This is a genomic window from Reichenbachiella sp. (assembly GCF_033344935.1).
In the GTDB taxonomy this organism is placed as follows: Bacteria; Bacteroidota; Bacteroidia; order Cytophagales; family Cyclobacteriaceae; genus Reichenbachiella.
On record NZ_JAWPMM010000001.1, the window covers coordinates 2181896 to 2206777 of the forward strand.

Sequence of the window (24882 nt, forward strand, 5' to 3'; positions counted from 1 at the left end):
CTATGTCTAAACCAAAAATACGTCTCTGGTTATTGTTTGCAGCTACAGCTGTAGTTGCTTTCTTATTAAGTATGCTGGCCAACAGTATCATGAACCGAAAAGCTGAGTCTAAATTTGCTTATGCCCCTCAAGTGGTCATCGGTGAAAATGAACCTCGCAATAGAGTATGGGGAGAAAACTTTCCTCGCCAGTACCAGTCCTTTTTACAAACTGCAGACACTTCATTTGCCAGCTATCAAAACGGCAGCAGGATGACTGATATGCTGGATAAAGACCCAAATCTGGTTGTGCTTTGGGCGGGTTATGGTTTTTCTAAAGACTATAATGCACCTCGAGGGCACTACTATGCGGTTGAGGATATTCAAAATACATTAAGGACTGGTGGGCCTACAGAACCAGGTACCGGTCCCATGCCAGCTACGTGCTGGACATGTAAGAGTCCTGACATTCCAAGACTGATGAACGAAATGGGGATCGATGAATTCTACAAGGGGAAATGGTATGACAAAGGGGCAGAAGTAAATAACGCCATTGGTTGTGCGGATTGTCATAATCCTAAGACTATGAGTCTAAGAATTACTCGTCCGGCTTTGATAGAAGCTTTCGAGGCACAAGGCAAAGACATTAATAAGGCTTCCTACCAAGAGATGCGTTCTTTGGTTTGTGCACAATGCCACGTCGAGTACTATTTCAATAAGAAAATTCCTGGCAAAGAAGGAATTCCTTACTTGGTCTTTCCATGGAAAAATGGGATGACCGTAGAAGCAGCCGAGCAGTACTACGACGACATGGACTTTGCTGATTGGACACATGCCATCAGTAAGGCACCCATGCTCAAAGCACAGCATCCGGGCTATGAACTCTATAAAACAGGGGTGCATGCTAAGCGTGGAGTTTCTTGTGCCGATTGTCACATGCCATATAAAACCGAGGGTGGACAGAAATTTACCGATCATCATATTCGCTCTCCATTGGACAACGTGACCAATTCCTGTCAGGTCTGTCACCGACAAGAGAAGTCTGATCTAGTAGGCGATGTGTACGAAAGGCAGAAAAAAATAAAATCCAATGTGGACGTGCTAGAGCAACAGTTAGTACTTTTGCACGTAGAAGCTGGCAAGGCTTGGGAGCTTGGTGCTACGCAAGAAGATATGGAGGATATTCTCATGGATATTCGACATGCACAGTGGCGCTGGGATTATGCAGTTGCTTCTCACGGTGGGTCATTTCATGCTCCCGTAGAAGTGAGCCGCATCGTAGCTTCCGCCATTCATATTGCCCAAAATGGGCGGTTAAAGTTGGCTCGACTGCTGTCCTCTATGGGCTACAACGAAATAGTGGAGATGCCTGACATTTCTACTAAAGCGAAAGCTCAGGACTATATAGGACTAGACATGGAAGCATTGGAAAAAGAGAAAGAAAATTTCAAAGAGACCATCATTCCTCAGTGGCTAGAAGAAGCCAAGCAGCGAGAAGACAAAATGGGAGTCAAAACAGTTTCATTAAACGATTGAGTTGAGGAGAGGAATCTGATATAATGGTATTGAAATTTTTAAAGCCGCTGTTTTCAAACAAACTGACAACAGTGCTACTTGTTGCTTATGCTTTTACAATGGCATACGCCACTTTCTTAGAAAATGACTTCGGCACGCAAGCGGTGCTATCTATCATCTACAAAGCCTGGTGGTTTGAGGCCATCATGATTTTACTAGCGGTTAACTTCTTGGGTAATATCTGGAGGTATAAACTTTACCGCAAAGAGAAGTTGGCGATTTTCACTTTTCATGTTGCATTCATAGTTATTCTGATTGGCGCTTTTGTGACACGTTATGCCAGTTTCGAGGGATTGATGCATATCCGCGAAGGAGATTCTACAAACAAAATCGTTTCGCAAGATCGATACCTGATGATTGAAGCCAAAAAAGGGGATGAAGTAGAGAAATTTGAGCAGAAGCTCAACTTATCTGTTTTCAAACAACCGGATTTGGTTGTGAATATGGGTGCTAACGACGAAATCGAGATCGAACCTAAAGCCTTCGTACCTCAGGCAGAACAGCAAGTGATCGAATCTGAAAATGGCTCCACGGTTTTGAAACTAGTGACCACTTCAGGCGAAGGTCGTGAGAATCTATTCCTGGCTTCAGGAGGTGCTTTATTGATAAATAACTATCCCGTAACGTTCGACCGTCCGGTAGATGGCGCAATCAATATCTTTAGTAAAGGGGAGGAGCTATTTATTCAATCGCCATTCGAAATGACATTTATGGTGATGGCTACGCAAAATGCAGGTACGTTACCCGCAGACTCCTTGATGCCATTGCAGACGCGAGCTTTGTACCGTGGAGAAAATACACAGTTTGTAATACCAGAGGTATATGAGAAAAGCTCGATTGTGTATTTGCCTGCTAAAGATCAGGAAAAAGGCAAAATGCTCGATGATTTGCTTTTTGTGAAAATCAAATCTGATGACCGATCACAGGAAATCTTGTTGAGTTCGTTCGATGGCAACTTCAGCGAAGAGCAGCATTTGGAAATTGGCGAATACCACTTAGATATTAGCTATGGGCCAAAGCCTATTGAAATCCCTTTTTCAATCGAGTTGAGAGATTTTCAATTGGATAGATATCCGGGTTCTACCAGTCCTTCCTCTTTTGCCAGTGAGGTCACGGTGATAGATGAAGACTCGTCTTTCCCATATCGTATTTACATGAACAATGTGCTCGATCATAAAGGATACAGATTCTTCCAAGCCTCTTATGATACGGATGCTTTAGGAACAGTGCTTTCAGTAAACCAAGATTTTTGGGGAACTAACATTACCTATCTAGGATACACTTTAATGACATTAGGCATGCTATTGACTTTGTTTGGCAAGCATTCACGTTTTCAAATTATCAACAAACAATTGAATGCATTGAAAGCAAAAAAAGCAGTAGCTACAGTATTGTTGGCCAGCTTAGGACTAGGAACCGCTGTTGCGCAGGAAGAAGGTCATAGCAAATTCAACTATCAGCAATCACTGCTGACGAATGAAGTGAACATTGATCATGCTTCTCTTTATGGCGAATTGATGGTACAGGACATGGATGGCCGGATCAAACCGATCAATACCTTAGGGTCGGAATTTTTGAGGAAAGTGCATGGTAGATCTACTTTCACGGTGAGCGATGGAGACTATACTTCTAAACTCAATAGCGATCAGGTGTTCTTGATGATGCATGTCAATCCATTGGTTTGGCAGCAAGTGCCAATCATCAAAGTAGATAACGACGGCGGAAAAGAAATTGTAGAGGTGATTGGAAAAAGAGAAAGTGAATATTATTCTTTCATCGACTTTCTGGACAAAGAAGGAAATTATCTACTGACCGATATGGTGGATGTGGCGAGCCGTAAGAAACCAGCCGTTCAGAATGCTTTCGACAAAGAATTGATCAAAGTAGACGAAAGATTCAATGTCTACTTCCAAGGCCTGACGGGCAACTACCTGAAGCTGTTCCCTAAAGAAGGCGACCCAGCCAACACTTGGTACACTGGCAACTTCGAAGGACAGACCTTCTCTGGTGAAGATTCTACTTTCGTGCGTCGTATCATGCCGATGTACTACCAGAGTATCATGGAGTCTGTTCGAGAGAAGGACTGGTCGAAGGCCGATGAGGTATTGGGTTACATCAAAAAATACCAGGACATTAAAGGCGCAGATGTGATGCCAGAGGAAGGTATCATCAAAGCAGAACTGCTGTACAACAAACTCAAATTGTTCAACCGATTGTTCGGTTATTTGTGGTTGTCCGGTATAGCGCTACTCGTAGTGGCCATATTGAAAATATTCAAAGGCGAATCCAAAGGTATCAACCTCACCAGTAAAATACTCACCGGATTAGTTTTCGTACAGTTTCTCGCGCTTACCTTCAACTTGGGCTTGAGATGGTATGCTTCGGGTCATGCGCCATGGAGTAATGGCTACGAGATGATCATCCTGGTAGGATGGGGCTTGCTTTTCTTTGCTTTTGTCTTTTACAAGAAATCTAATTTTGTAGTGCCTTTAGGTGCACTGTTTTCGGGAACGCTGCTATTTGTGGCCTTCCTGGATTGGTTGAACCCTGAGATCACAAATTTAGTGCCTGTACTAAAATCCTACTGGCTCAAAATTCATGTAGCGATTATCGTGAGTAGCTATGCGCCGCTGGGCTTATCTGCACTATTGGGTCTAATGACTTTGATCTTTATGATCGTGGATAAAAAGAAAAATGTAAAAATCGACATCAGCATCAAGGAGATGACTTACATCAACGAGATGTCTATGACCATTGGTTTGTTCTTATTGGCGATAGGCACCTTTTTGGGTGGCGTGTGGGCCAATGAATCCTGGGGACGCTACTGGGGTTGGGACCCGAAAGAGACCTGGGCACTGATCTCTGTGATTGTCTATGCCACCGTGCTTCACCTGCGTTTGATTCCAAAATTGAACGACACCTACGTGTTCAATACCGCTAGTGTGATCGCATTTTTCTCGATCATCATGACCTCGTTTGGGGTAAACTATTACTTGTCGGGATTGCACTCTTACGCCAAAGGTGATCCGCTTCCGATTCCTACTTTTGTGTACTATACTGTAGCAATCATTTTGGGGATTTGTGCTTGGGCTTATTTTGCGAAGAGGAGGTATCAGAAGGGGTAGTCTTTTAAAAAATCAGAATTGAGCTCAATATTTTGATATGAGGATAATCAAGGACTATCATGGATTAATAATCTCTATTTCTATAATTGTTTGGGGTATTGGATTGATATACCTTTTAAATGGAGGCTCCATGATATTTGCAGTTTTTATTCCGGTTGGAACAGTTCTATTTTATGTAGCTCTTTTTGTAAGGTATTTTCTCATTAAGACACCTGAAATAAATTCTGACAAACGTGGTATTGATACGGATTCAAGTTGGTTTGATACTATTGAAATATTTCCCTTTGCCGGATCAAGGTTAGACATTTTAGTGATTTTCGGATTGGCTTTCCTTTCAATTTTGATATATATGCCAATTTCTAACATACATACATATCAAAAAATCAAAGAGCATATAGAATGGGATGTTACCAAAACTCAGTTGGACAATAATCCAAAACTAGATTCAAGGTTTGGAGTTCAGCGAAAGTATTCATACCCTATATGGATTAGAAAAGATAGTTATACAAGATGGGCTAAAGTTCATACAGGAGGCGAAATTGCGTATGGGTCATTTGTTTATGCACTCAGTGCTGATGGAGAATTGTTATATTTAGATAGCATTATCACTGAAAATAAATAGGCTTTCGCTTGGTCGCAATTGCATTGCGATCTTATCTTGTTTAGCATTTGTAATGCGAATCTAAAATTCAATATCTTTATCATATGAACAAGACGCAAGTAATTGAGACTTTGGAATCACTACCTAATGAGTTTTCTACGGAAGAGCTAATGGATCGGCTTTTGTTTATAGACAAAATAGAAAAGGGTTTGGAGGATGTGAATAATGGGAAATCCATCCCCCTTAGCGAGGTTAAAGACCGAATGAAGTCTAAATGGTCGAAATAAGGTTTTCTGATTTAGCTTGGGAAGATCTTAATTCAATCACTGATTATATCTCTATTGACTCTCCCAGATATGCCCAGGAATTTTCAAATCGTGTAATTGATCGTAATAGAACGGTTAGTTGACTTCCCTCAATTAGGCAGAAAAGTACCTGAGTTCAACAGTGAACAGCTTCGCGAATTGATATTAGGCAAATACAGAATTGTGTACAGAATCTATGATGAAGAGTTGATCGTGGTTGTTAGAATAGTTCACGGAGCCAAACTTATAGATTAGACTCAACGGCATAATACGACTTCGAAGATTAATAAACTATATTCAATACTTCTTTGGTACGAACATCTGATAGTCTTTAGGTGGTCTCACATATTTTTTATCCTGAGGTAATGGAGGCAATTCAATTGGGTCGATGTGCATGGGCTCGTAAGGAATTTGACTCAAGATGTGGCTAATGCAGTTGAGTCTGGCCTTTTTCTTATTGTCAGCATCTACTACATACCAAGGCACTTGCTTGGTGTCGGTATGAGCAAACATCTCGTCTTTAGCCCTAGAGTATTCCAGCCATTTGGCTCTCGACTCCAAATCCATTGGGCTAAACTTCCATCGTTTGAGTGGGTTTTCTATTCTTCGTTTGAATCGCTTTTCTTGTTCTTGGTCACTAACCGAAAACCAGTATTTGAGTAGAATGATCCCCGAACGTACCAGCATGCGTTCAAACTCCGGGCAAGCTCTTAGAAACTCATTGTATTCCTCTTGCGAACAAAATCTCATTACTTTTTCTACTCCGGCTCGATTGTACCAACTGCGGTCAAAAAGTACCATTTCTCCGGCCGCTGGTAAGTGTGCAGCATAACGCTGAAAATACCATTGCGACTTCTCGCGTTCAGTGGGTACACCCAGAGCTACGACTTTACAGATCCGTGGATTGAGAGGCTCAGTGATTCTTTTGATGACACCACCTTTGCCTGAGGCATCACGACCCTCGAAAACCACGACTACTTTCAATGCCTGTTTTTTAATCCAGGTTTGAAGGTGCACCAATTCAATATGGAGCTTGTCCAGTTCTTGTTGGTAATTAAAAGATTCCGATTGATTTGCCATGATTCAATTTACTAAAATAGATTTTAGAAAACCTTATCATCACTCATTCTTGGGCGGGTCTGGGACCCGTTCGTTACGACCGTTGATAGATAGTGGTCAGACGAATCGCTGCTCCCTGATATATCCAATTGTTTAAGAATGCTTTTTTAAACCTAAAAGGTTTGGATGATAAATATTCGTCAGACCACTGAATACCTCACGATTTTGGCTCTTATTGTTCTTTTCCCGAAGGGATGCCTTTGGCGGAACCAACAAACATCTACTGTTAAATTGGCATACCTTTCGCCCTTGTTGATCTTGTGACCAACAAGCCTCTATCATCAGCTGATATGCTATGTTTGTTGGAGACAATTCCAACAAAGGGAAATCATTAATACATGATTTTTAGTCCTCAGTCTTCTCCTCTTTCTTAGCTGTAGGCAATTTAGTAGGTTGATAGGCCGTCTTCTTCAGTTCGTCTAAGTGTAGCCGGTCAATGGCCTGCACAGATCGGAAGTTGAGTCGCTCGAATAGGCCGTAGTTCTCTACAATCTCCTTAAACTTTTCGTCTTTGTTGTAAGTAATCAAGTAATAAAACTGCAACAGCACTTCTTGTTCGGTGAGGTGTGGTTTGATGATATTGATGTAGAAATTTGGGTCCTTACTTTTCTCAGCTACCAAATAAATCAGCGATTTGTAGCTTTCCATGTAGTGAGAGATGGTGTTTCGATAGCTGTCATATACCTGCCTAAAGCAAGTTTCAAAGGCTTCTTCATCTAGAATTTCAGAGCTACCATCCTTTTTTCTCCTCTTCTTCGTGTCATTCACGGCCTTAGTAAATGCTTTATACATAACCTCAAAACCGTTGCCTGCCTCTTGCGACTCTATACGAGAGGACGCAGCAAGGTGAAATTCAAGAAGCTTGAAATAGGTGTTTTCGAATTGCTGTATCTCTATGGTTTGGGATTGACTATCCATAATCTTTCGAGTCTCAAAAAGCTCCTCCCGCTGTAGCTCTAGTTCCTTACGTTGGTAGATCAATGCCAGATAGAAAAGTATCACACCAGCCAATGCCCAGATCGGCCCAACGATACCGCCGAAGAATTCTCCCATCTTGCTTAGTGATTCCAAATCTGATAGCATATCGCTGCTGAGCACATTGAGTTTTACAAACACCACGTAGGCAACAACGAATCCGAGTAGGACGGAAAGGAGCGTTGAAAAGCCCAGAAATTTCACGAAATATGCACGTAGTTTGGTTCGCTTAGATGTCATAGTAGTTCAGCATTTGGCTTGCCTGCTAAAGTACTAGATTACTTTTAATTTTTTGTAAAACGTCATGTTTGTAATAAGCTTACATTCATCTGCAAATTTGTAAAATTGGTCACTACTATAGACTCATTCATAGAATACCATTGTGGGTATCATCATATTTTGCTAGATTACTACAACTAGCTATGGTTGATTCTACAGGCTAATCTACATAGCTGAGCCAAGTCCCTTTGACTATGAAGAAGCTATTATTGATTTGTATAGGTCTAATTGTTATTTCTACAAAAATTTGTGGTCAGTCTAAGTCTGACCGAATTGACACCACTAATTATTATAGTTTTCATATTAACTATTGGCTTAATATGCACCATTTTCTATGGACAGAAGCCTTTTTGAATGTCAAAGCTGACAGCTCCATCATAAATTTTGAATTTCCATTATCTGACCAGACTAAAGTTGACGGAGCTTTAGATTATTATAGGAAGGAACTAGTGGGAAAAGATCTGAGGTATAATGAGTATATGTCTGATTTCAAACGATGGATTACTAACCCCAATACAAGTCTGGATAATATTCCTAAGCAGTTTGCGTCACACATGGATGTGTTAATAGGATTTGATTCATACTATCAGAGGTACTTTTGGCCCAATCAGCGCAAAGAAGTATTAAAAACATTTTCAGAGAATATTGATTTGATTCGAAAAACAGAAAATGAATTTGTAGATCGGATTACGAAGCTGACAAGACACTTTTGGCAGTTTGACCCTCCTCAGGTGAGAGTAGATCTCAGCTATTTTGGTAAGACTACAACTAGAAGGTTTGATACTCGTCCATACACTACCATATTTCCAACCCACGTAGTGATGAATGTAGTGGGTGAGAATGACATAAAAGGCAATTGGCTTGAATTACTCTATCATGAGTCTGCCCATGGCCTAATCCTGGGTAACTCATACTTTGTTGCTGGAACAATAAAAGACCTAATGGAAGCGGAAAATTTGAAAGGCCCAAGAAGCCTCGAACATGTATACTTGTTTTACTTTACTGGTCAGATCACAAAAGGCTTGCTTGAAAAACAAGGTATTGACTACACTCAAACATACATGGAAAGAGGAGTGTATGAGGAGTATTTCCCATTGCTCGAAAAATATTTGGCTCCATATATCAATAGAAAAACGACATTATCTAATTCAACGAGGGATTTTTTGAAAGAGTGGAAAAAGACTCAGTAGGTTGAAATGAAATCAATAAAACCAAAAAGGGTGCTGAAATCACGTAGACTTCCGCACCCTCTTCAATGTAACTGAACCTAAGCTCAACTACATTGCCAAACTACTGTCCAAAGCCCTTTAATGTTGCAGATCAACTTGCGCTAACCTGTCCGCTTAATACCTCTCCGAAATTCGATCTTATTCGACGTATCTCCTAAAACCTTCCCTTCTTTGAGATTGTCATTCGACTGACTTTTTTCCCTTATTTGGTAATTCTAAGGTAGAAACTAAAACATCTTTGTACAATAAATTGGCCTATCTCTTATCCTCAACTTTCCCACTTGATATACACAGGTTTTGCACAATGCCCGTTTTACTGGTACTGATTAAGCTATTTGCTAGACATCATTACTTCACTTTTCTCATTTAATAAAATAGGTGTTCCAAATCCTAATTCACTGAGCCTATCCATTTGAGTTTTAGCATCGCCCACTACCAACCAAATCATTTGGTCTGACTTAAGATAATTGTCAGCTAAAGATTTGATTTCATCGAGAGTCATGTTTTCTACTATTTGACCTTGTTGAAGTACGTAATCAGTCGACCAGCCATAGGTGCTGATGTTTTCGAGCATGCGGAGTTTGGCGCTGGCGGTTTCAAAGGCTCTGGCGTTACCCTTCACCATCGAACTTTTCGTCGTTAACAGATCTTCATTTGAAAATGATTCTCCGTAATTTTCTAGAATTTGTTTGATCACTTCTAAAGACTCAAGGGTGACGTTGCTACGTACACTGCAGTAGACTAGAAATGGTCCCTTGTTAAGTCCACCCTGGAATTCCGAATCTGCATGATAGGTATAACCTTTGGTTTCTCTCAACTGTTGCGTCAATCTCGATGCAAACCCCGAGGCACCCAAAAGATAGTTCATCACTTTCGCTGGGAAGTAGTCTTTATCTAAAGATGAAAGAGAAGGGTAGCCAAGTCTTAAATGCGATTGTTTGGCACCAGGAACGTCATAAAAGAATACTGTGCTCTTTTTCGGGGTATCAAGAGTAGGCAAATCAGGAATATTCACTGCTTTGGTCGGCCAGCTTACGACCATTGGCTGTAAGGCTGTTTGAACTGAAGATTGACTGATGTCGCCTACTACGTGCATGGTGGTGTTTGCAGATGATAAGAGTTGATAATAGGCCTTGAGATCATCCATGTTTAGGCTCTCAATGGATGCGGCTGTCCCGAATAAGTTGTTGGACAGAATGTGCCCTTCTCCATAAAATAAAGAGTCAAATTGGTTGTCAGCTATTTTGCCTGGTGAAGCTGCATCTTGTTGAATCCAACTGATTACTTCTTGTTTATATAAGGCCAATTCTTTTTCATCCCACCTGGGTGATACGATCACCTCCTCGACAAGTGCAATGGTTTGTTCGAAATTTTTGGCAAGTGTTGAACCTGAGATACGGATGCTTTCTTTTTGCGCAGAGATATCCAACGTAGCACCTAACAATTCAATTTCTTCTTCTAGCTCCTGAGGAGTTTTGTTTGCAGTACCTTTAGTAAGCAGCCCAGCGACCAAATTAGCTACACCCAGGTTGTCAGAAGTTTCAAGAGACTGTCCACCTTTGATGATGAGGTTAAAATCAACCACGGGTACCTCATTGTTTTTAATGCCGTACACTTGTAGCCCGTTGGTAAGCACTGTATTCCAAACGGTTGGAGGTGTGATCTTAGGAGTTTCACCATAAGGTGGTTCTATACTTCTATCAAATGTAGATGGTGTCTTTTCATAGGTCGCCTCAATAGAAGAATCAAAAGTTTCTTCGGCACCCTGGGAGATGGTTTCCTCCACCACCTCAGCTTTTTTGGAGTTTTTCAAAGCCAGATCCAATTGACCTTTGGGAACGAAACTTGTCGCAACAAAAGGTTTGCCCTTGATGTATTTTTCATACACTCTTTGGACATCGGATTTTGTCACTTGCAGGGTTTGTTGCAGATCTCTGGAAATAAACCCTGGGTCATCGGCGAAAATGTTATACTGAGCCAGATAAAAACTCTTAGCAACTACACTTGAGATACTACCATAAAAATCTGCTTCTTGTTGTGCCTTTATTCTTATTAAGTCTTGATCTGAAATTCCCTCTTTTCCGAATTTTTCAAAACCTTCGTTTATCGCAAGAAGCACATCATCCAAATCTATCTGATCAAAACCAGTGACATTTAGGTAAAGTTCTCCCGCCAGCTCTGCGTTGTAATTATACATCTTTGTATTGGAGGTGAGCTTTTTATCCTCCACTAAGACTTGATACAATGGGGCACTTTTCCCCTGAGATAGGTAATTGCTCAATACCTCTAATGCGTAACTATCAGGGTGGTATATTTCTACCGTTGGCCAAATTAATGTGAGTTCAGGGAGGTTTGCGAAATTGTCCTCGTGGTAAACTTTGATCGTACTGTCCAGCGTGGCAGGTTGTGGGTTGATAGGTGAAATTGGGTCGCCAGATGGGATTTCGTTAAAGTATTTTTTCACCCAGGTTTTAGTCTGAGCCAAATCGAAGTCGCCAGCAATGACTAAGGTTACATTATTAGGGGTGTACCATTTTGCATAGAACTCCTTGACATCGTCTAATGTGGCATTTTGAAGATCTTCCAATGAGCCGATTACTTGCCAATTATAGGGATGACCCGACGGATATAGATTTTTATTAGCTACATAATAAGTATGACCATAAGGTTGGTTGTCCACGCGTTGGCGTTTTTCATTCTTTACTACTTGTTTTTCTTTGGCTAACACGGGTTCAGTGACCGTGTTGATAAACCAGCCGAGCTTGTCGGCTTCTGCCCAGATCATTTTTTCTAGTGCATTTTTTGGAACCGTTTGATAATAGTTGGTGCGGTCTCGGTTGGTACTGCCATTGGCTCCAGAGCCACCTATTCTGGCACTCATTTGGTCTAACCCTCCCTTGCCAAGATTTTCCGATTCCAGAAATAGCAAATGCTCAAATAAGTGGGCAAATCCTGTTCTGCCTGTTTTTTCTCTTGCCGATCCTACATGGGCAGTTAGGGATACAGCTACAACAGGATCAGATTTATCTATATGAAATATGACGTTTAGCCCATTATCTAGCACAATTTTTTCATAATTTACATCCAGAGGTGGATTAGTGTCTTTCGCTTCTTCTTGGCACGAAATCAAGGATAGGAATAGAGCGAATGCGGTTGTTCTTTGTAGCATGTTCATTTTTTGAGTTTAGATCATGGAATTTAATTTAATTTTTCGTCATGTTCTTCTTAATTATTAGGGTGGCAAAATATTTATAGGAATGGATATTAAGGATTTAGGTTTTACAGACGAGATGAGGACCTTTGGATTAGAACAAGGATTGGAATCCTTTGAGATAGGGCGTGTGACTTCGGAGCATCGAGAGCGCTATGATGTAATAACAAGCAATGGACATTTTGATGCCGAACTGTTGGGTAATTTGAGATTTACTGCTGAGAGCAGAGAAGACTTTCCTTCTGTTGGGGATTGGGTGGCACTTTCTCCTTATGATGAGGACAAAGCCATAATCCATGGCATATACCCCAGATATTCCATGCTCGTCAGACAGGCAGTAGGCAAGAAGGGGGAGAAGCAGGTCATTGCTTCGAATATTGATGTCGGCCTAATTGTACAGTCGGTTAATCGAGATTTCAACATCAATAGATTAGAGCGGTATCTTACCATTTGCTATTCAGCTGATATCCAGCCGGTGATTATTCTTAGTAAAATAGACTTGCTGGAAGCTGTTGAATTGAAATCAGTGCTGTCTGAAATTGGTAGCAGAATTAAAGACGTTTTAGTTGTACCAGTCAGTAATCAAATCGAAGGCGGCTATAAGCAAGTGTCTGATTTAATTGAGAGAGGAAAGACTTATTGTCTATTAGGTTCTTCCGGCGTAGGTAAGTCTACGCTTTTAAATCATTTGTACGGTCAAGAACAAATGGATACAGGGGAGGTTAGTGAGAGCATAGATCGTGGTAAACATGTAACGACGCATCGAGAGCTTGTTGTATTAGAGAGTGGAGGGATATTGATTGATAATCCTGGAATGCGTGAAGTTGGCATAGCTGATAGTACAGGAGGATTAGAAATGACATTTGATGAAGTTCTCGAATTATCCGAGGATTGTAAATACAAAGACTGTACTCATTTGCATGAAGAAGGGTGTGCCATACTTGAAGCATTAGAGAATGGCGAGTTGGATCAAGAATCCTACAACAACTACCAGAAGATGTATAAAGAAAAAATGCATTTTGAAACTAGTGCTGAAGATAAGAAGCGCAAAGACAAAGGATTTGGCAAGATGATGAAGCAAGTCAAAAAGGCACGCAAACAGAATAAGTATTAAGTTTATTCTAATCAATCTTCATCGTTATGAGAAAGGTAGAAGTCAGTTTATTTATTAACGCCACACCAGAGAAAATCATTGATGCTTTTGTCAACACTGAAAGACTCAAAGAATGGTGGCAGGTAGAACAAGCTTTGATAGTGCCTAAGCCTGGCGGACTATACACCTTGGTCTGGCAAATTTCCGATCAGGGTTTTGGATATGTTTCCTCTGGTCAGATTGTATCCTATGATCCAATGAGCGAGTTGATCATTGACAATTTTGTGTATTTGAATCCAACCAAAGATCTACTTGGTCCCATGAGTTTGACGGTTCGTGTAAGGTCAAAGGACAGTGGAAGTGAATTCTATCTCTGTCAGGATGGTTATCAGTCGGGGGCTGATTGGGATTGGTATTATGAAGCGGTGAAACAGGCATGGCCTGACTTATTAAATTCGTTCAAATCCTATATAGAGTCCTAATGGTTGAATTTATTATGCATGCATAATAAATAGTTGCAATCTTTTCCTCAAGTCGATAATATCCATTAAAATTAAGGTTAGGCATTTAACCCAATAGAAAGATCATGGCTCACGACAAGTATCCACATCTCTTTGCACCTCTTGATTTAGGATTTACCACATTGAAAAACAGATCTCTTATGGGATCCATGCATACGGGACTCGAGGAGACTAAAAATGGCTTTGAACGAATGGCGACCTATTTCGGGGAAAGAGCCAAAGGAGGAGTAGGGCTTATCGTAACAGGAGGAGTGTCTCCTAATAGACAAGGATGGGTTGCTCCATTTTCTGCTAGAATGACAAAAACGATACATGCCAAGAAGCACCGGATAGTAACGGAGCGGGTGCATGAGCATGACGGAAAGATTTGCATGCAAATCCTTCATGCTGGTAGGTATGGTTACCACCCATTGAATGTCGGGCCATCGGCTATTAAATCACCAATTACCCCTTTCAAACCTTTTGCACTTTCTGAAAGAGGGATTCGAAATACGATTAGTGATTTTGCACGATGTGCCGCGCTAGCCAAGGAGGCTGGCTATGATGGAGTCGAAGTGATGGGTTCTGAGGGGTATTTGATTAATCAATTCATCGCTCAGCATACCAATAAGCGTACGGATCAATGGGGAGGAAGCTATGAAAACCGAATGCGCTTTCCAGTAGAAGTGGTAAAGGCAGTTCGTCGAGCCGTTGGTGAAGACTTTATCATCATCTATCGCTTGTCTATGCTGGATTTGATTCCGCAGGGTAGCGAATGGTCAGAGGTGGTTCAGTTGGCAAAGGAAATTGAAAAGGCAGGCGCGACCATTATCAATACCGGAATTGGCTGGCATGAGGCAAGAATCCCAACGATTGCTACCATGGTGCCCAGAGGAGCATTCACTTGGGTCACTAAGAAAATGAAAGGAGAAGTCAGTATTCCTTTGATCACCACAAACAGAATCAATAAACCTGATGTGGCTGAAAAAATTCTGGCCAATGGTGATGCTGACATGGTATCTATGGCTCGTCCATTTTTAGCGGATGCTGATTTAATGATAAAATCAGAGCAGGGAAGAGAAGATGAAATCAATACATGTATTGGGTGTAATCAGGCCTGTTTGGATCATGTATTTAAAAATAAGCTTTCCACCTGTCTGGTTAATCCTCGTGCCTGTAAAGAAACGGAATTGAATTATCTGCCAGCCTTTTCTAAAAAGAAAGTGGCTGTTGTTGGAGCTGGCCCTGCCGGCCTTGCTTATTCCACGATTGCGGCAGAACGTGGTCATGAGGTTACACTTTTTGAAGCAGCAGGTGAGATTGGTGGTCAGTTTAATATGGCGAAAAAAATCCCTGGAAAAGAGGAGTTTTATGAGACACTCAGATACTTCAATAAGCGCATTGAGTTGACTGGAGTGAATCTGCAACTAAATACAAAAGTCGATGCCAAGCAATTAGCATCCGAAGGATATGATCAGGTGATTGTCGCCACAGGTGTAAATCCTAGAGATCCAGGTATTGAAGGGCAAGATCACCCAAAAGTGCTCTCCTATATTGATGTGCTAAGACATAATAAGCCTGTGGGTGACAAAGTAGCGATTATCGGAGCTGGTGGAATTGGTTTTGATGTGGCTGAATACCTGAGTCAGGAAGGTGAAAGTCCTAGTTTGAATATTGAGGACTTTATGCATGAATGGGGAGTAGACATCAAGAATCAGCACCGAGGAGGTTTGGTAAAACCCGAAATGCCAAAATCCAAAAGAGAAATAGTGATGCTCCAACGATCTGAGAGTAAAATGGGAGCAAAGCTAGGTAAGACCACCGGGTGGATTCATAGAACTACGCTCAAGCACAAGCGGGTGAAAATGATTACCCATGTGACCTATGATAAAATTGACGATGAAGGATTACATATCACAATCAAAGGAGAACAGCAGATATTACCAGTAGATCACATCATTCTTTGCGCTGGTCAATTGCCAGAAAACTCTCTGGTGACCACACTAGAACAAGAGGGGGTAAATGTTGCTAAAATTGGTGGCGCTGATGTAGCTGCAGAGCTAGATGCCAAGCGAGCTATCGATCAGGCCAGCCGTCTTGCAGCTGCCTTGTAGCTTTTACTTTTCTTTAACGATATACTTCTGCTTAGAAACTTTCTTACTTAGTTTTTTGGCAAATTTTCCAATGGATTTCTCAACTTCTCGTGGGTCAATTCTCATGACGATGTCATCTGTCATTAACTGTTTATCGCTACTGATATGATAAATATCTGATTGAATTTCTATTCTGTCTGAAGAAACGGCATCGAAATAATTTCCATAAGCATAATCGCCCCATGAGTAACTCTGGCCTCCGGCAATCACGACGCCGCTACTATTGGCTGAAGTAAAGCCTGCACCAGTATACTGCGAACGCTGATTATAAGAGTAACCGTTTTCTTCTTCGATATCAACCAATCGCACTACAAGTACACCATCGGCGCTATGTTTGTCGCAAACTGCTCTAACTTCTTTTTTTGTAAGTCGTTCAGAACCAATCAATCTGGTTTTGTGACTACTCACCGTTGAAATTCCATGGTCACCTAGATCATATCCTAATTCATCTTCTAGCGTTACTCGGTTTTCTTTAGTTCTCAGTAATACGATTACTAAGAGCTTATTGATTTTGACTTCAGTTTGCGGATCTTTTTTAACCACTTCAAACGATGGACTGATTGCCCAACTTGAATTGAATGTGAGTGTTAGGGCCAAAAGGCAGATTAGGATATGTTTTGTAGAAATCATCATTGTTTTTCAAATAAGTCACAATATTAGTCAAAGGCTTCCATTCGAGTTAATTTAATTAATGAAAATGTCAATGTATTGTATTTGATATAGGGTCAAGAAAGTGTTTTGCTTCGAAAATTTTGAACCTTTTAGCGTGAATACGTATAACTTCGGGCAACTAAAGAGACATAGTCATATGAGAGAGATTTTCGCTGAAGTTCTTACCATAGGAGATGAAATATTGTATGGTCAAATATTGGACACTAATACCAAATGGATTAGCCGTGAATTAGATGATATTGGAATTAAGGTAAGGCGAAAAATTGCTATAGGAGATAAAAAACAAGAAATACTGGATGCCTTAGATGAGTCATTGAAGAGGTCTGATATTGTTTTGATTACTGGCGGTTTGGGACCAACGAAGGACGATATTACTAAAAAAACTTTGGCTGAATACTTTGATATGGAGCTTGAGCTTGACCCAAGTGCTTTGGAAGATGTAGAAGATATTTTCAGTCGATTTGGGAAAGAAGTCACGGAAATCAATAGGCAGCAGGCCTTCTTGCCTGAAGGTTGTAAAAAAGTAAAAAATGAAAGGGGTACTGCTCCGGGTATGTGGTTTGAAAAAGGTAAAAAGGTAGTAGTGTCGATGCCCGGTGTACCATTTGAAATGGAGGCTATGATGGCTAAAACCATTTTACCTAAACTTAAAAAACATTTCACGTTACCAGTAATTGTACACAAAGTCATTAAGACCATTGGAATAGGAGAATCTTGGTTGGCTGAGGAAATAAGTGATTGGGAGGACAATCTTCCGGAGCATCTGGCATTGGCCTACTTGCCTGGTAAGAGTCAGGTACGTTTAAGATTGACTGGAGTAGGGGAAGATCGTGATATCCTGGAGGCTGAAATGGATCAGCAGATTGAAGCAGTCTTGCCGACTATTAAATCATACGTGTATGGGTTTGGTGATATTCAGATAGAAGATGCTGTAGGAGAAATGCTCAAAACTCGAGCGCTTAAAATTGCGACAGCAGAAAGTTGTACAGGCGGATTTCTTGCTCATCGTTTGACATCCGTCCCAGGAAGTTCAGAATATTACTGGGGGTCTGTGGTTTCGTATCATAATGACATAAAAAAAGGAGCCTTGGAAGTGAGTGATAAGACCCTTGATACCTATGGAGCGGTAAGCGAAGAAACAGCTACTGAAATGGCAGTTGGGGTGCGAAAAAAGTTCAAAACAGATATAGGTATTTCAACCACAGGCATCGCCGGGCCAGATGGAGGTACAGAAGAAAAACCTGTAGGTACCGTTTGGATGGCAATATCCTTTGGAAAAAATGTGGTAACGCGAAAAATTCAGTTACCCGGAACACGGATTCTCAATATAGAATATACGGCGATTCATGCCCTCAATTTCCTGCGTCAAACCCTTGATAAACAGTGATTTTTAGCGTTAAATCAAGTAACTTAGCAGCTGATTAGACCCGAAAACTGTAATAAAACATTATGGCCTTAGTAGAAATGGTAATGCCCAAGATGGGCGAAAGTATCATGGAAGGAACCATCCTTTCATGGCTTAAAAAAGTAGGAGATACGATCGAGCAAGATGAGTCTGTTTTGGAAGTAGCTACTGATAAAGTGGATACAGAAGTGCCTTCTACTCATGCTGGTGTATTGAAAGAAATATTAGCGAACGAAGGAGATGTTGTAGAAGTAGGCAAGCCGATAGCAGTAATTGCTACCGATGGTGCTGATGCTCCTGCTCCCGCCAAACCAGAAGCAGAAGTAGTGGAAAAAGCAGAGGCCTTGGTTGCCGAAGCGGTAGAGGCTCATTCTGCGAGTGCACCTGCTCCAGTTTTAGAAAAACCAACTTCAGGAAGATTCTATTCTCCTTTGGTTTTGAATATAGCCAGAGAAGAAGGTGTCCCGATGTCCGAATTGGAATCTTTGCCTGGTACGGGTAAGGAAGGAAGAGTAACCAAGAAGGATATTCTAGCTTTTGTCAAAACAAGAAAATCTAATGGAGCGCCTGCTCCAGTGGCAGCTCCAGCTGCTTCAAATGGCGCTGTCCCTACTAAGTCTGCCGCTCAACCAGTAGCAGTTTCATTTTCTGGTGAAGACGAAATTATCGAAATGGATCGCATGCGCAAGATGATTGCAGAACGCATGGTGGCTTCTAAGCAGACTTCACCTCACGTTACCTCATTTGTGGAAGCTGATGTGACCGACGTAGTAAAGTGGAGAGGAAAGCATAAGAAAGCTTTCATGGAACGAGAGGGGCAAGCACTCACTTTTACTCCAATATTCATTGAAGCAGTAGTAAACGCTATTAAGGACTATCCAATGATCAATGTTCAAGTGGATGGTAATAAGATTATTAAAAAAGGATCGATCAATGTTGGAATGGCAGTAGCGTTACCCTCAGGTAATTTGATTGTGCCAGTCATTAAGAATGCTGATCAACTAAGTTTGAAAGGTATCGCATTAAAAGTGAATGACCTGGCGAGAAGAGGGAGAGATAATAAGCTGACGCCAGACGATCTAAGTGGCGGTACTTATACGGTTTCGAACGTAGGATCCTTCGGTAATGTAATGGGAACACCGATTATCATGCAGCCGCAAGTGGGTATTCTGGCCTTGGGTGCAATTGTGAAAAAGCCAAGCGTAATTGAAACTCCTCAAGGGGATTTGATTGGTATCAGACACAAAATGTTCTTGTCTCACTCTTATGACCACAGAGTAGTTGATGGAGCTTTGGGAGGAATGTTTGTTCGACGGGTGGCTGACTATTTAGAAAAATTCGATCCTGAAAGAACGATATAAATAATATTTGAACATCAATAAAAAAGGCAATCAATTGATTGCCTTTTTTATTTCTTCGTTTTGATTTTAATCAGTCAAACTGAGTTTCTACATAGTTGAATTCGATGCCTAGTAGGTCTGCATAATCTTCGCCTGCTTCTAGCATATCCTCATCATCTTCTTCGTAATACCAGTTGATAGACAAATCAAAACCATTTTCTTTTACAATATTTAATTTCCTAAATATGTCGAACAAGCATTTAGAAGAACTGGTATTGAAATATTCGAATTTGAAATTGGCAATAAGGTTTTGTTTGCCGTTTCGTCCGAATTCTTCCAGATCTCTGATCAAATTGCTGTAAAACTGAATTGAATTTTCAGGACTAGATTTTCCTCTCAATTCAAGTAGCCCTCGATTAGGGTCGAAATATATTAGGGGGGTTATTCTTGTAGGCCTAACAATCAATTTTTCCATAAATCCTCCATCTTCTTTTCTCATAATCGGCTTAGCTGGTTAATGCCGTAGAGTTTCGATTAAGTTGCTTATTATCATTTGAGGTTCAGGTATAGAAAAGAGGACTGACAATACTATCAGTAATTCAACCTTTTCGCATAGTACAAATTTTTCTCTGTCTGCTGAACAGTTTTTAACTTTTTTGTACAAGGCATACCCTTTACCTTCCGGCTAATATATCCTTTTAGACTTAGAATATGAATACAAATGCGAAAATGTTTCTGGGCTATCTTCGTAATTTCATACTTGAGATAATAAATGTACTTTTCATTTTTCCATTTACAGCTTCACTTATCTTTGAAGCATGGGTGACGATAAGCTTTTGGTGGTCGTGGTTGGTCCAACAGCAGTGGGAAAAACTGCTGTAACGATTGCTCTGGCACAGCATTTTGGGGGAGAAATTATATCTTCAGATTCCAGACAATTTTATAGAGAGATGGAAATTGGTACTGCAAAACCTGATGCCACAGAAAGGTCGTTGGTTGCACATCATATGGTAGATACGCACTCCATTTCAGAAGATTATGATGCGGGTGCATTTGCGTCTGACGTAGATGATTTGCTCCCACTTCTTTTTGAAAAAAATAAAGTGCAGTTTATGGTAGGTGGTTCTGGGTTGTATGTAAAGGCCTTTTGTGATGGGCTGGACGAAATGCCGGAAACGGATCCTGCACTTAGAGAAAAACTCAATCATGAACTAAATGATAAAGGACTGGATAAGCTGTTGGAGGAGCTTCGAGAAGCAGATCCGGTGTATTTTGAGCAGGTAGATCAGAAAAATCCGCAAAGAGTAGTGCGGGGGTTGGAAGTATATCGTACGACCGGCTTGCCATATTCTCACTTTCGGCAAGGAGCCAAAACGAAAGCGCACTCATTCAACATTTTAAAGATTGGATTAGAAATGGATCGCGCTACGCTTTATGACCGTATTGATCAAAGAATGGATTTAATGATTGAACAAGGGTTGTTTGATGAGGCAAAGGGTTTGTACCCTTACCGAAAAAATAATGCGCTGCAAACAGTGGGCTATAAAGAGATTTTCGACTTCATAGATGGAAAATATAATAGAGAAGAGGCTATCAGATTACTCAAAAGAAATTCCAGACGATATGCCAAAAGACAATTGACTTGGTTTAGAAAAGATGAAGAAGTGAATTGGTTCGAACCTAATCAGCTCGACGAAATGATCAAAATAATTCAATCAAGATTAGGTTAGGCTTATATATCTTTATTTGAAGTCTTTGAAGAACTTCTTATAGATTTTTTTAAGCCGGCCTTCACTTCTTTCATTGGTTACAATCAGGCCATTGACAGTCCCCATGAATACCTTCTCATATTTCGGATTTTGTCGAATATCAATAGTGAAATTGGTGATTAGTTCTTTTCTCTCTTGCTGAGGAAGCTGAGCACCAAGCGTGTCCACTTTCAGCTTTAAGAATATTAGCAAATCAGGAGACTCAGCTTGTTCAAAACCATTTTTAGACAAGGCCTCGTGCAGTTTTGATTGTACGGAGGATACTTCAGTGCTTACGCTAGGATCCGCTTCCTTTTTGTTGATGGTGAAGGCTGCCAACCGATAAGTTTTGTATTGAGACACCTCAGATTGATAGTAATGGTGTCGAAAGGCGAGTTGGCCGTGAGCCGAGGAGATTGAGACAATGGCAAGAATAAGGAGGGTGATTTTTTTATGCATATCAACAGAATTTTAAGAATAACAAGATAATAACCGTTGACCATAACCCCCAGACTTATTTTATCACTCTTCGAATGGTTTTTATATTGCTTTTGTAGTAATCAGCATTCAGATCAGAAATTACCACCCCGCGAGAAGAAGAGGCATGAATAAAGTAGGTCCCATCGGGAGTCACGGAGGTGATCATTCCACTGTGATACCATTTTTCTCTTTTTCCTTTGAATTTGAAAAAGACGATATCCCCTTGTCGGATACTATTCCAGCCCACTTTTTTCCCAAACTTAGATTGGGCTTTTGCGGTTCTTGGAATGCTGTATCCCGCTTGTGCATAGGAATTTTGCATAAGCGCGGAGCAATCAATACCACTCTTGCTGGTTCCTCCATATTTATAAGGAGTGCCGGTATAGGTATAGGCAGCATCTACGACATTTTGTATGGATTGTGCCCGTTGTCTTTTCTTTTTTTGAGCTAATGTAGGGGCAGTGATAAGAATTGTGAAAGTAAGAAATAAAAATCCTATTCTAGGCATATTGAAAATTTTGAACTGATAAACAGTAATGGTGCCAAATTTACCAAGTAGTGTTTTTAACGACTATTTCTGTTGGGGAATTTTACAATAATTATCTTTGTTGAAATTTTGATCAAAGTTATTATTGCAAATCGCAAAATGAGAAAAATGATGTCTTGGCAATTTGAAGAAGAAGAGCTAGTAGATGTATTAGAAGAAGAGCAAGAAGATGAAGGGCGTACGCTCGTAGTTTTCAATGATGAGGTAAACTCCTTCGATCATGTGATCAATACCTTGATTAAGGTTTGCAAGCACGAAAGGGTACAGGCAGAGCAATGTACCTATATCATTCATTTCAATGGCAAATGTCAGGTGAAAAAAGGCACCTATGAAGTTTTAAAACCTATGAAAGAAGGTATTCTGGACGCCGGCATCAGCGCTGTGATTAATTAAACTATAGAATGGAATTTCCAAGCGAATTGATAGAGGAGGCGGTAAAGGAAATCTCCAAACTACCGGGTATCGGAAAAAAAACAGCACTAAGGTTAGCCTTACATCTGCTCAAAGAAAACGAGGCGACCACCGAGGGACTGGCCGCCTCCCTGGTCAGATTGAGAAAAGAGACCAAATACTGTGGTACCTGTCATGTGATTTCTCATACCACAGATTGTACCTGCAGGACTATTAGCCGTGACTTGTCGGTTATTTGCGTTGTGGTGGATACACCGGATTTGTTAGCTATTCGAAGTACTGGCCAGTATCAAGGCATGTTTCATGTGCTAGGCGGAGTGATTTCGCCGATTGAGGGAATTGGACCGGAAGACCTACATATTGATACTTTGGTGGATCGGATTAAATCGTCTGAAGGTGAAGTAAAAGAGGTGATTTTGGCACTTAGTGCCACCATGGAAGGCGATACTACCTGTTTTTATTTGTCTAGAAAATTGGAAGAAACCGGTGTGAAGATTACAACCATCGCCCGAGGGATACCAATAGGCGGTGAGTTGGAATATGCAGACGAAGTGACTTTGGGCAGAAGCATTGTGACCCGAACCAGTTACTCTTCAGGCGATGCTTAATTTAATTTTCAGGAACACCACATTTCGAATATCATAGGATAATTGGCTGATCTTTGTATTTGAGTTCAGTAAAACAGTAGATTTTTGAACATATTTTAACGTAGCTGTTAAAATTTTTAAGATGAATGCTATGCGATTGGTGAAGAGCTTATCTACTTTTGCGCATATAATTTCAAGAAAATCAATCAATGGAACACTTATCGGATAGAATCAAAAACATGGCAGAGTCTGCCACGCTGGCGATGGCTGCCAAAGCTAGAGAATTCAAAGAAAATGGTATAGACGTGATTAGTTTGAGTCTGGGAGAACCAGATTTTAAAACGCCTAAACACATTCAAGAAGGCGCCAAAGAAGCCATTGATTCTGAAAAATATTTTGCCTACCCACCAGTAAATGGCTATGCGGATTTGAGAAAAGCCATAGCTGACAAGTTTAAAAACGAAAATGGACTGGAGTATACGGCAGACCAGATCGTAGTTTCTAATGGCGCGAAGCAGTCGATCGTCAATGTTATGATGGCTCTGGTAAATCCAGGAGATGAGGTGATCGTATTATCACCATACTGGGTGAGTTATACGGCAGCTATTGAGTTGGCAGAAGGTACTCCTGTATTAGTAAAGGGCGGTATTGAAAATGATTTCAAAGCTACGGCAGAACAAGTTAAGGCGGCTTTGACGGATAAGACCAAAGCGATCATTTTCTCCTCTCCGTGTAACCCGACTGGTTCAGTATTCACTAAAGAAGAATTGTCTGCGATTGCAGACGTGTTGAGAGATACAGATGTAATCGTGATCTCAGATGAGATTTATGAGCATATTAACTTCTCTGGAGCTCATGCTAGTATTGGTGCTTTGCCAGGTATGCTAGACAAGACCGTGACTATCAACGGTATGGCTAAAGGATTTGCTATGACTGGATGGAGAGTAGGATATATCGGTGCGCCAACTTGGATTGCTAAAGCTTGTTCTAAAATACAAGGACAAGTAACATCGGCGAATTGTAGCATTGCACAGCGAGCTACAGTTACGGCATTGACTTCTGACCTAGGCCCAACCAAGGCCATGACAGAGCAATATGGAAAAAGAAGAGAATTGGTGTTTGGATTGCTTAATGACATCCCTGGTGTGAAGACGAACATGCCACAAGGAGCCTTTTATTTCTTCCCAGATGTAAGCAGCTACTTTGGTAAGTCTGATGGGTCTACTACGATTAACGATGCCAGCGACCTTTGTTTGTATTTGCTGGAAAACGCACATGTGTCTTTGGTGACTGGTGCGGCTTTCGGGGATCCTGATTGTATCAGACTGTCGTACGCGGCATCTGAAGAGAACCTTAAGGAAGCGCTGAAAAGAGTCAAAGAAACATTAGCCAAATTGAGCTAAGAATCAATACAGAAAGGATTGTTCATCAGAGCAATCCTTTTTTTCTTTCTCATATTTCCACTGATTTACTTAGCTTTATCCCTTGATGAATTCAGTCGGGAATTATACCTCTCAATTAAGTACGCCAAGCCACCTCAATTATCTAA

The 24882-nt window shown here is 40.8% G+C and carries 22 protein-coding genes; 15 read left to right on the forward strand and 7 right to left on the reverse strand.

Annotated features, from left to right (window positions below):
* Positions 1 to 2: 2 nt before the first annotated feature.
* The 5 genes from nrfA (at position 3) to R8N23_RS09425 (ending at position 5839) form a co-directional block, all read left to right on the forward strand.
* Positions 3 to 1514 (forward strand): ammonia-forming cytochrome c nitrite reductase, encoded by a 1512-nt coding sequence (gene nrfA / locus R8N23_RS09405; RefSeq protein ID WP_318171337.1) that lies wholly within the window; start codon positions 3 to 5, stop codon positions 1512 to 1514.
* Between the two features lie 29 nt (positions 1515 to 1543).
* Entirely contained in the window at positions 1544 to 4678 is a 3135-nt protein-coding gene (gene ccsA, locus R8N23_RS09410) for a cytochrome c biogenesis protein (RefSeq protein ID WP_318171338.1), read from the forward strand.
* A 37-nt stretch (positions 4679 to 4715) separates the two neighbouring features.
* Positions 4716 to 5300: a hypothetical protein gene (locus R8N23_RS09415; RefSeq protein ID WP_318171339.1), complete on the forward strand. Its 585-nt coding sequence runs from the start codon at positions 4716 to 4718 to the stop codon at positions 5298 to 5300.
* An 83-nt stretch (positions 5301 to 5383) separates the two neighbouring features.
* The gene (locus R8N23_RS09420) at positions 5384 to 5566 is read left to right on the forward strand and encodes a hypothetical protein (protein WP_318171340.1); all 183 of its coding nucleotides are present in this window, start codon (positions 5384 to 5386) and stop codon (positions 5564 to 5566) included.
* A gap of 96 nt (positions 5567 to 5662) precedes the next feature.
* Positions 5663 to 5839 carry a type II toxin-antitoxin system RelE/ParE family toxin gene (locus tag R8N23_RS09425; protein WP_318171341.1) on the forward strand — a complete coding sequence of 59 codons (177 nt, stop codon included), beginning with the start codon at positions 5663 to 5665 and terminating at the stop codon, positions 5837 to 5839.
* Positions 5840 to 5881: 42 nt separating this feature from the next.
* On the opposite strand, the gene ppk2 is transcribed toward R8N23_RS09425, so the two are convergent.
* Both ppk2 and R8N23_RS09435 read right to left on the reverse strand, forming a co-directional pair.
* Complete coding sequence (gene ppk2, locus R8N23_RS09430) at positions 5882 to 6664, reverse strand: polyphosphate kinase 2 (RefSeq protein WP_318171342.1); 783 nt, start codon at positions 6662 to 6664, stop codon at positions 5882 to 5884.
* A 384-nt stretch (positions 6665 to 7048) separates the two neighbouring features.
* Positions 7049 to 7918 (reverse strand): putative phage abortive infection protein, encoded by an 870-nt coding sequence (locus R8N23_RS09435; RefSeq protein ID WP_318171343.1) that lies wholly within the window; start codon positions 7916 to 7918, stop codon positions 7049 to 7051.
* A 233-nt stretch (positions 7919 to 8151) separates the two neighbouring features.
* Between R8N23_RS09435 and R8N23_RS09440 the strand changes: the two genes are divergently transcribed.
* Entirely contained in the window at positions 8152 to 9147 is a 996-nt protein-coding gene (locus R8N23_RS09440) for a hypothetical protein (RefSeq protein WP_318171344.1), read from the forward strand.
* Positions 9148 to 9517: 370 nt separating this feature from the next.
* On the opposite strand, the gene R8N23_RS09445 is transcribed toward R8N23_RS09440, so the two are convergent.
* Positions 9518 to 12355: a pitrilysin family protein gene (locus R8N23_RS09445; RefSeq protein ID WP_318171345.1), complete on the reverse strand. Its 2838-nt coding sequence runs from the start codon at positions 12353 to 12355 to the stop codon at positions 9518 to 9520.
* An 88-nt stretch (positions 12356 to 12443) separates the two neighbouring features.
* Between R8N23_RS09445 and rsgA the strand changes: the two genes are divergently transcribed.
* The 3 genes from rsgA to R8N23_RS09460 all read left to right on the forward strand — a co-directional run bounded on the left by rsgA (position 12444) and on the right by R8N23_RS09460 (position 16104).
* On the forward strand, positions 12444 to 13511 hold the full coding sequence (gene rsgA, locus R8N23_RS09450) for a ribosome small subunit-dependent GTPase A (protein WP_318171346.1): 1068 nt from the start codon (positions 12444 to 12446) through the stop codon (positions 13509 to 13511).
* A gap of 26 nt (positions 13512 to 13537) precedes the next feature.
* Positions 13538 to 13972, forward strand: a complete 435-nt coding sequence (locus R8N23_RS09455) for an SRPBCC domain-containing protein (protein ID WP_318171347.1) — start codon at positions 13538 to 13540, stop codon at positions 13970 to 13972.
* Positions 13973 to 14076: 104 nt separating this feature from the next.
* The gene (locus R8N23_RS09460; RefSeq protein WP_318171348.1) at positions 14077 to 16104 is read left to right on the forward strand and encodes an NADPH-dependent 2,4-dienoyl-CoA reductase; all 2028 of its coding nucleotides are present in this window, start codon (positions 14077 to 14079) and stop codon (positions 16102 to 16104) included.
* A gap of 3 nt (positions 16105 to 16107) precedes the next feature.
* Here R8N23_RS09460 and R8N23_RS09465 read toward each other — a convergent pair whose 3' ends face one another.
* Positions 16108 to 16776, reverse strand: a complete 669-nt coding sequence (locus R8N23_RS09465) for a hypothetical protein (protein WP_318171349.1) — start codon at positions 16774 to 16776, stop codon at positions 16108 to 16110.
* Positions 16777 to 16951: 175 nt separating this feature from the next.
* Here R8N23_RS09465 and R8N23_RS09470 point away from each other — a divergent pair, with 175 nt between their 5' ends.
* The gene (locus R8N23_RS09470) at positions 16952 to 18202 is read left to right on the forward strand and encodes a competence/damage-inducible protein A (RefSeq protein WP_318171350.1); all 1251 of its coding nucleotides are present in this window, start codon (positions 16952 to 16954) and stop codon (positions 18200 to 18202) included.
* A gap of 62 nt (positions 18203 to 18264) precedes the next feature.
* Positions 18265 to 19581, forward strand: coding sequence for a dihydrolipoamide acetyltransferase family protein (locus tag R8N23_RS09475; protein ID WP_318171351.1), 1317 nt, complete (start codon positions 18265 to 18267; stop codon positions 19579 to 19581).
* A 70-nt stretch (positions 19582 to 19651) separates the two neighbouring features.
* Here R8N23_RS09475 and R8N23_RS09480 read toward each other — a convergent pair whose 3' ends face one another.
* On the reverse strand, positions 19652 to 20059 hold the full coding sequence (locus R8N23_RS09480; RefSeq protein ID WP_318171352.1) for a DUF1987 domain-containing protein: 408 nt from the start codon (positions 20057 to 20059) through the stop codon (positions 19652 to 19654).
* Between the two features lie 319 nt (positions 20060 to 20378).
* Between R8N23_RS09480 and miaA the strand changes: the two genes are divergently transcribed.
* Positions 20379 to 21290 (forward strand): tRNA (adenosine(37)-N6)-dimethylallyltransferase MiaA, encoded by a 912-nt coding sequence (miaA, locus tag R8N23_RS09485; protein WP_318171353.1) that lies wholly within the window; start codon positions 20379 to 20381, stop codon positions 21288 to 21290.
* A 12-nt stretch (positions 21291 to 21302) separates the two neighbouring features.
* Here the strand turns inward: miaA and R8N23_RS09490 are convergent, their stop codons facing one another.
* Both R8N23_RS09490 and R8N23_RS09495 read right to left on the reverse strand, forming a co-directional pair.
* Positions 21303 to 21767, reverse strand: coding sequence for a DUF4136 domain-containing protein (locus R8N23_RS09490; RefSeq protein WP_318171354.1), 465 nt, complete (start codon positions 21765 to 21767; stop codon positions 21303 to 21305).
* Positions 21768 to 21822: 55 nt separating this feature from the next.
* A complete protein-coding gene (locus R8N23_RS09495) occupies positions 21823 to 22296 on the reverse strand; it encodes a C40 family peptidase (protein WP_318171355.1) in 474 nt (157 codons plus the stop codon).
* Between the two features lie 150 nt (positions 22297 to 22446).
* Here R8N23_RS09495 and R8N23_RS09500 point away from each other — a divergent pair, with 150 nt between their 5' ends.
* The 3 genes from R8N23_RS09500 to R8N23_RS09510 all read left to right on the forward strand — a co-directional run bounded on the left by R8N23_RS09500 (position 22447) and on the right by R8N23_RS09510 (position 24736).
* A complete protein-coding gene (locus R8N23_RS09500) occupies positions 22447 to 22728 on the forward strand; it encodes an ATP-dependent Clp protease adaptor ClpS (protein ID WP_318171356.1) in 282 nt (93 codons plus the stop codon).
* Positions 22729 to 22736: 8 nt separating this feature from the next.
* A complete protein-coding gene (gene recR / locus R8N23_RS09505) occupies positions 22737 to 23354 on the forward strand; it encodes a recombination mediator RecR (RefSeq protein ID WP_318171357.1) in 618 nt (205 codons plus the stop codon).
* 188 nt (positions 23355 to 23542) lie between these two features.
* Complete coding sequence (locus R8N23_RS09510; RefSeq protein ID WP_318171358.1) at positions 23543 to 24736, forward strand: pyridoxal phosphate-dependent aminotransferase; 1194 nt, start codon at positions 23543 to 23545, stop codon at positions 24734 to 24736.
* Positions 24737 to 24882: the final 146 nt, after the last annotated feature.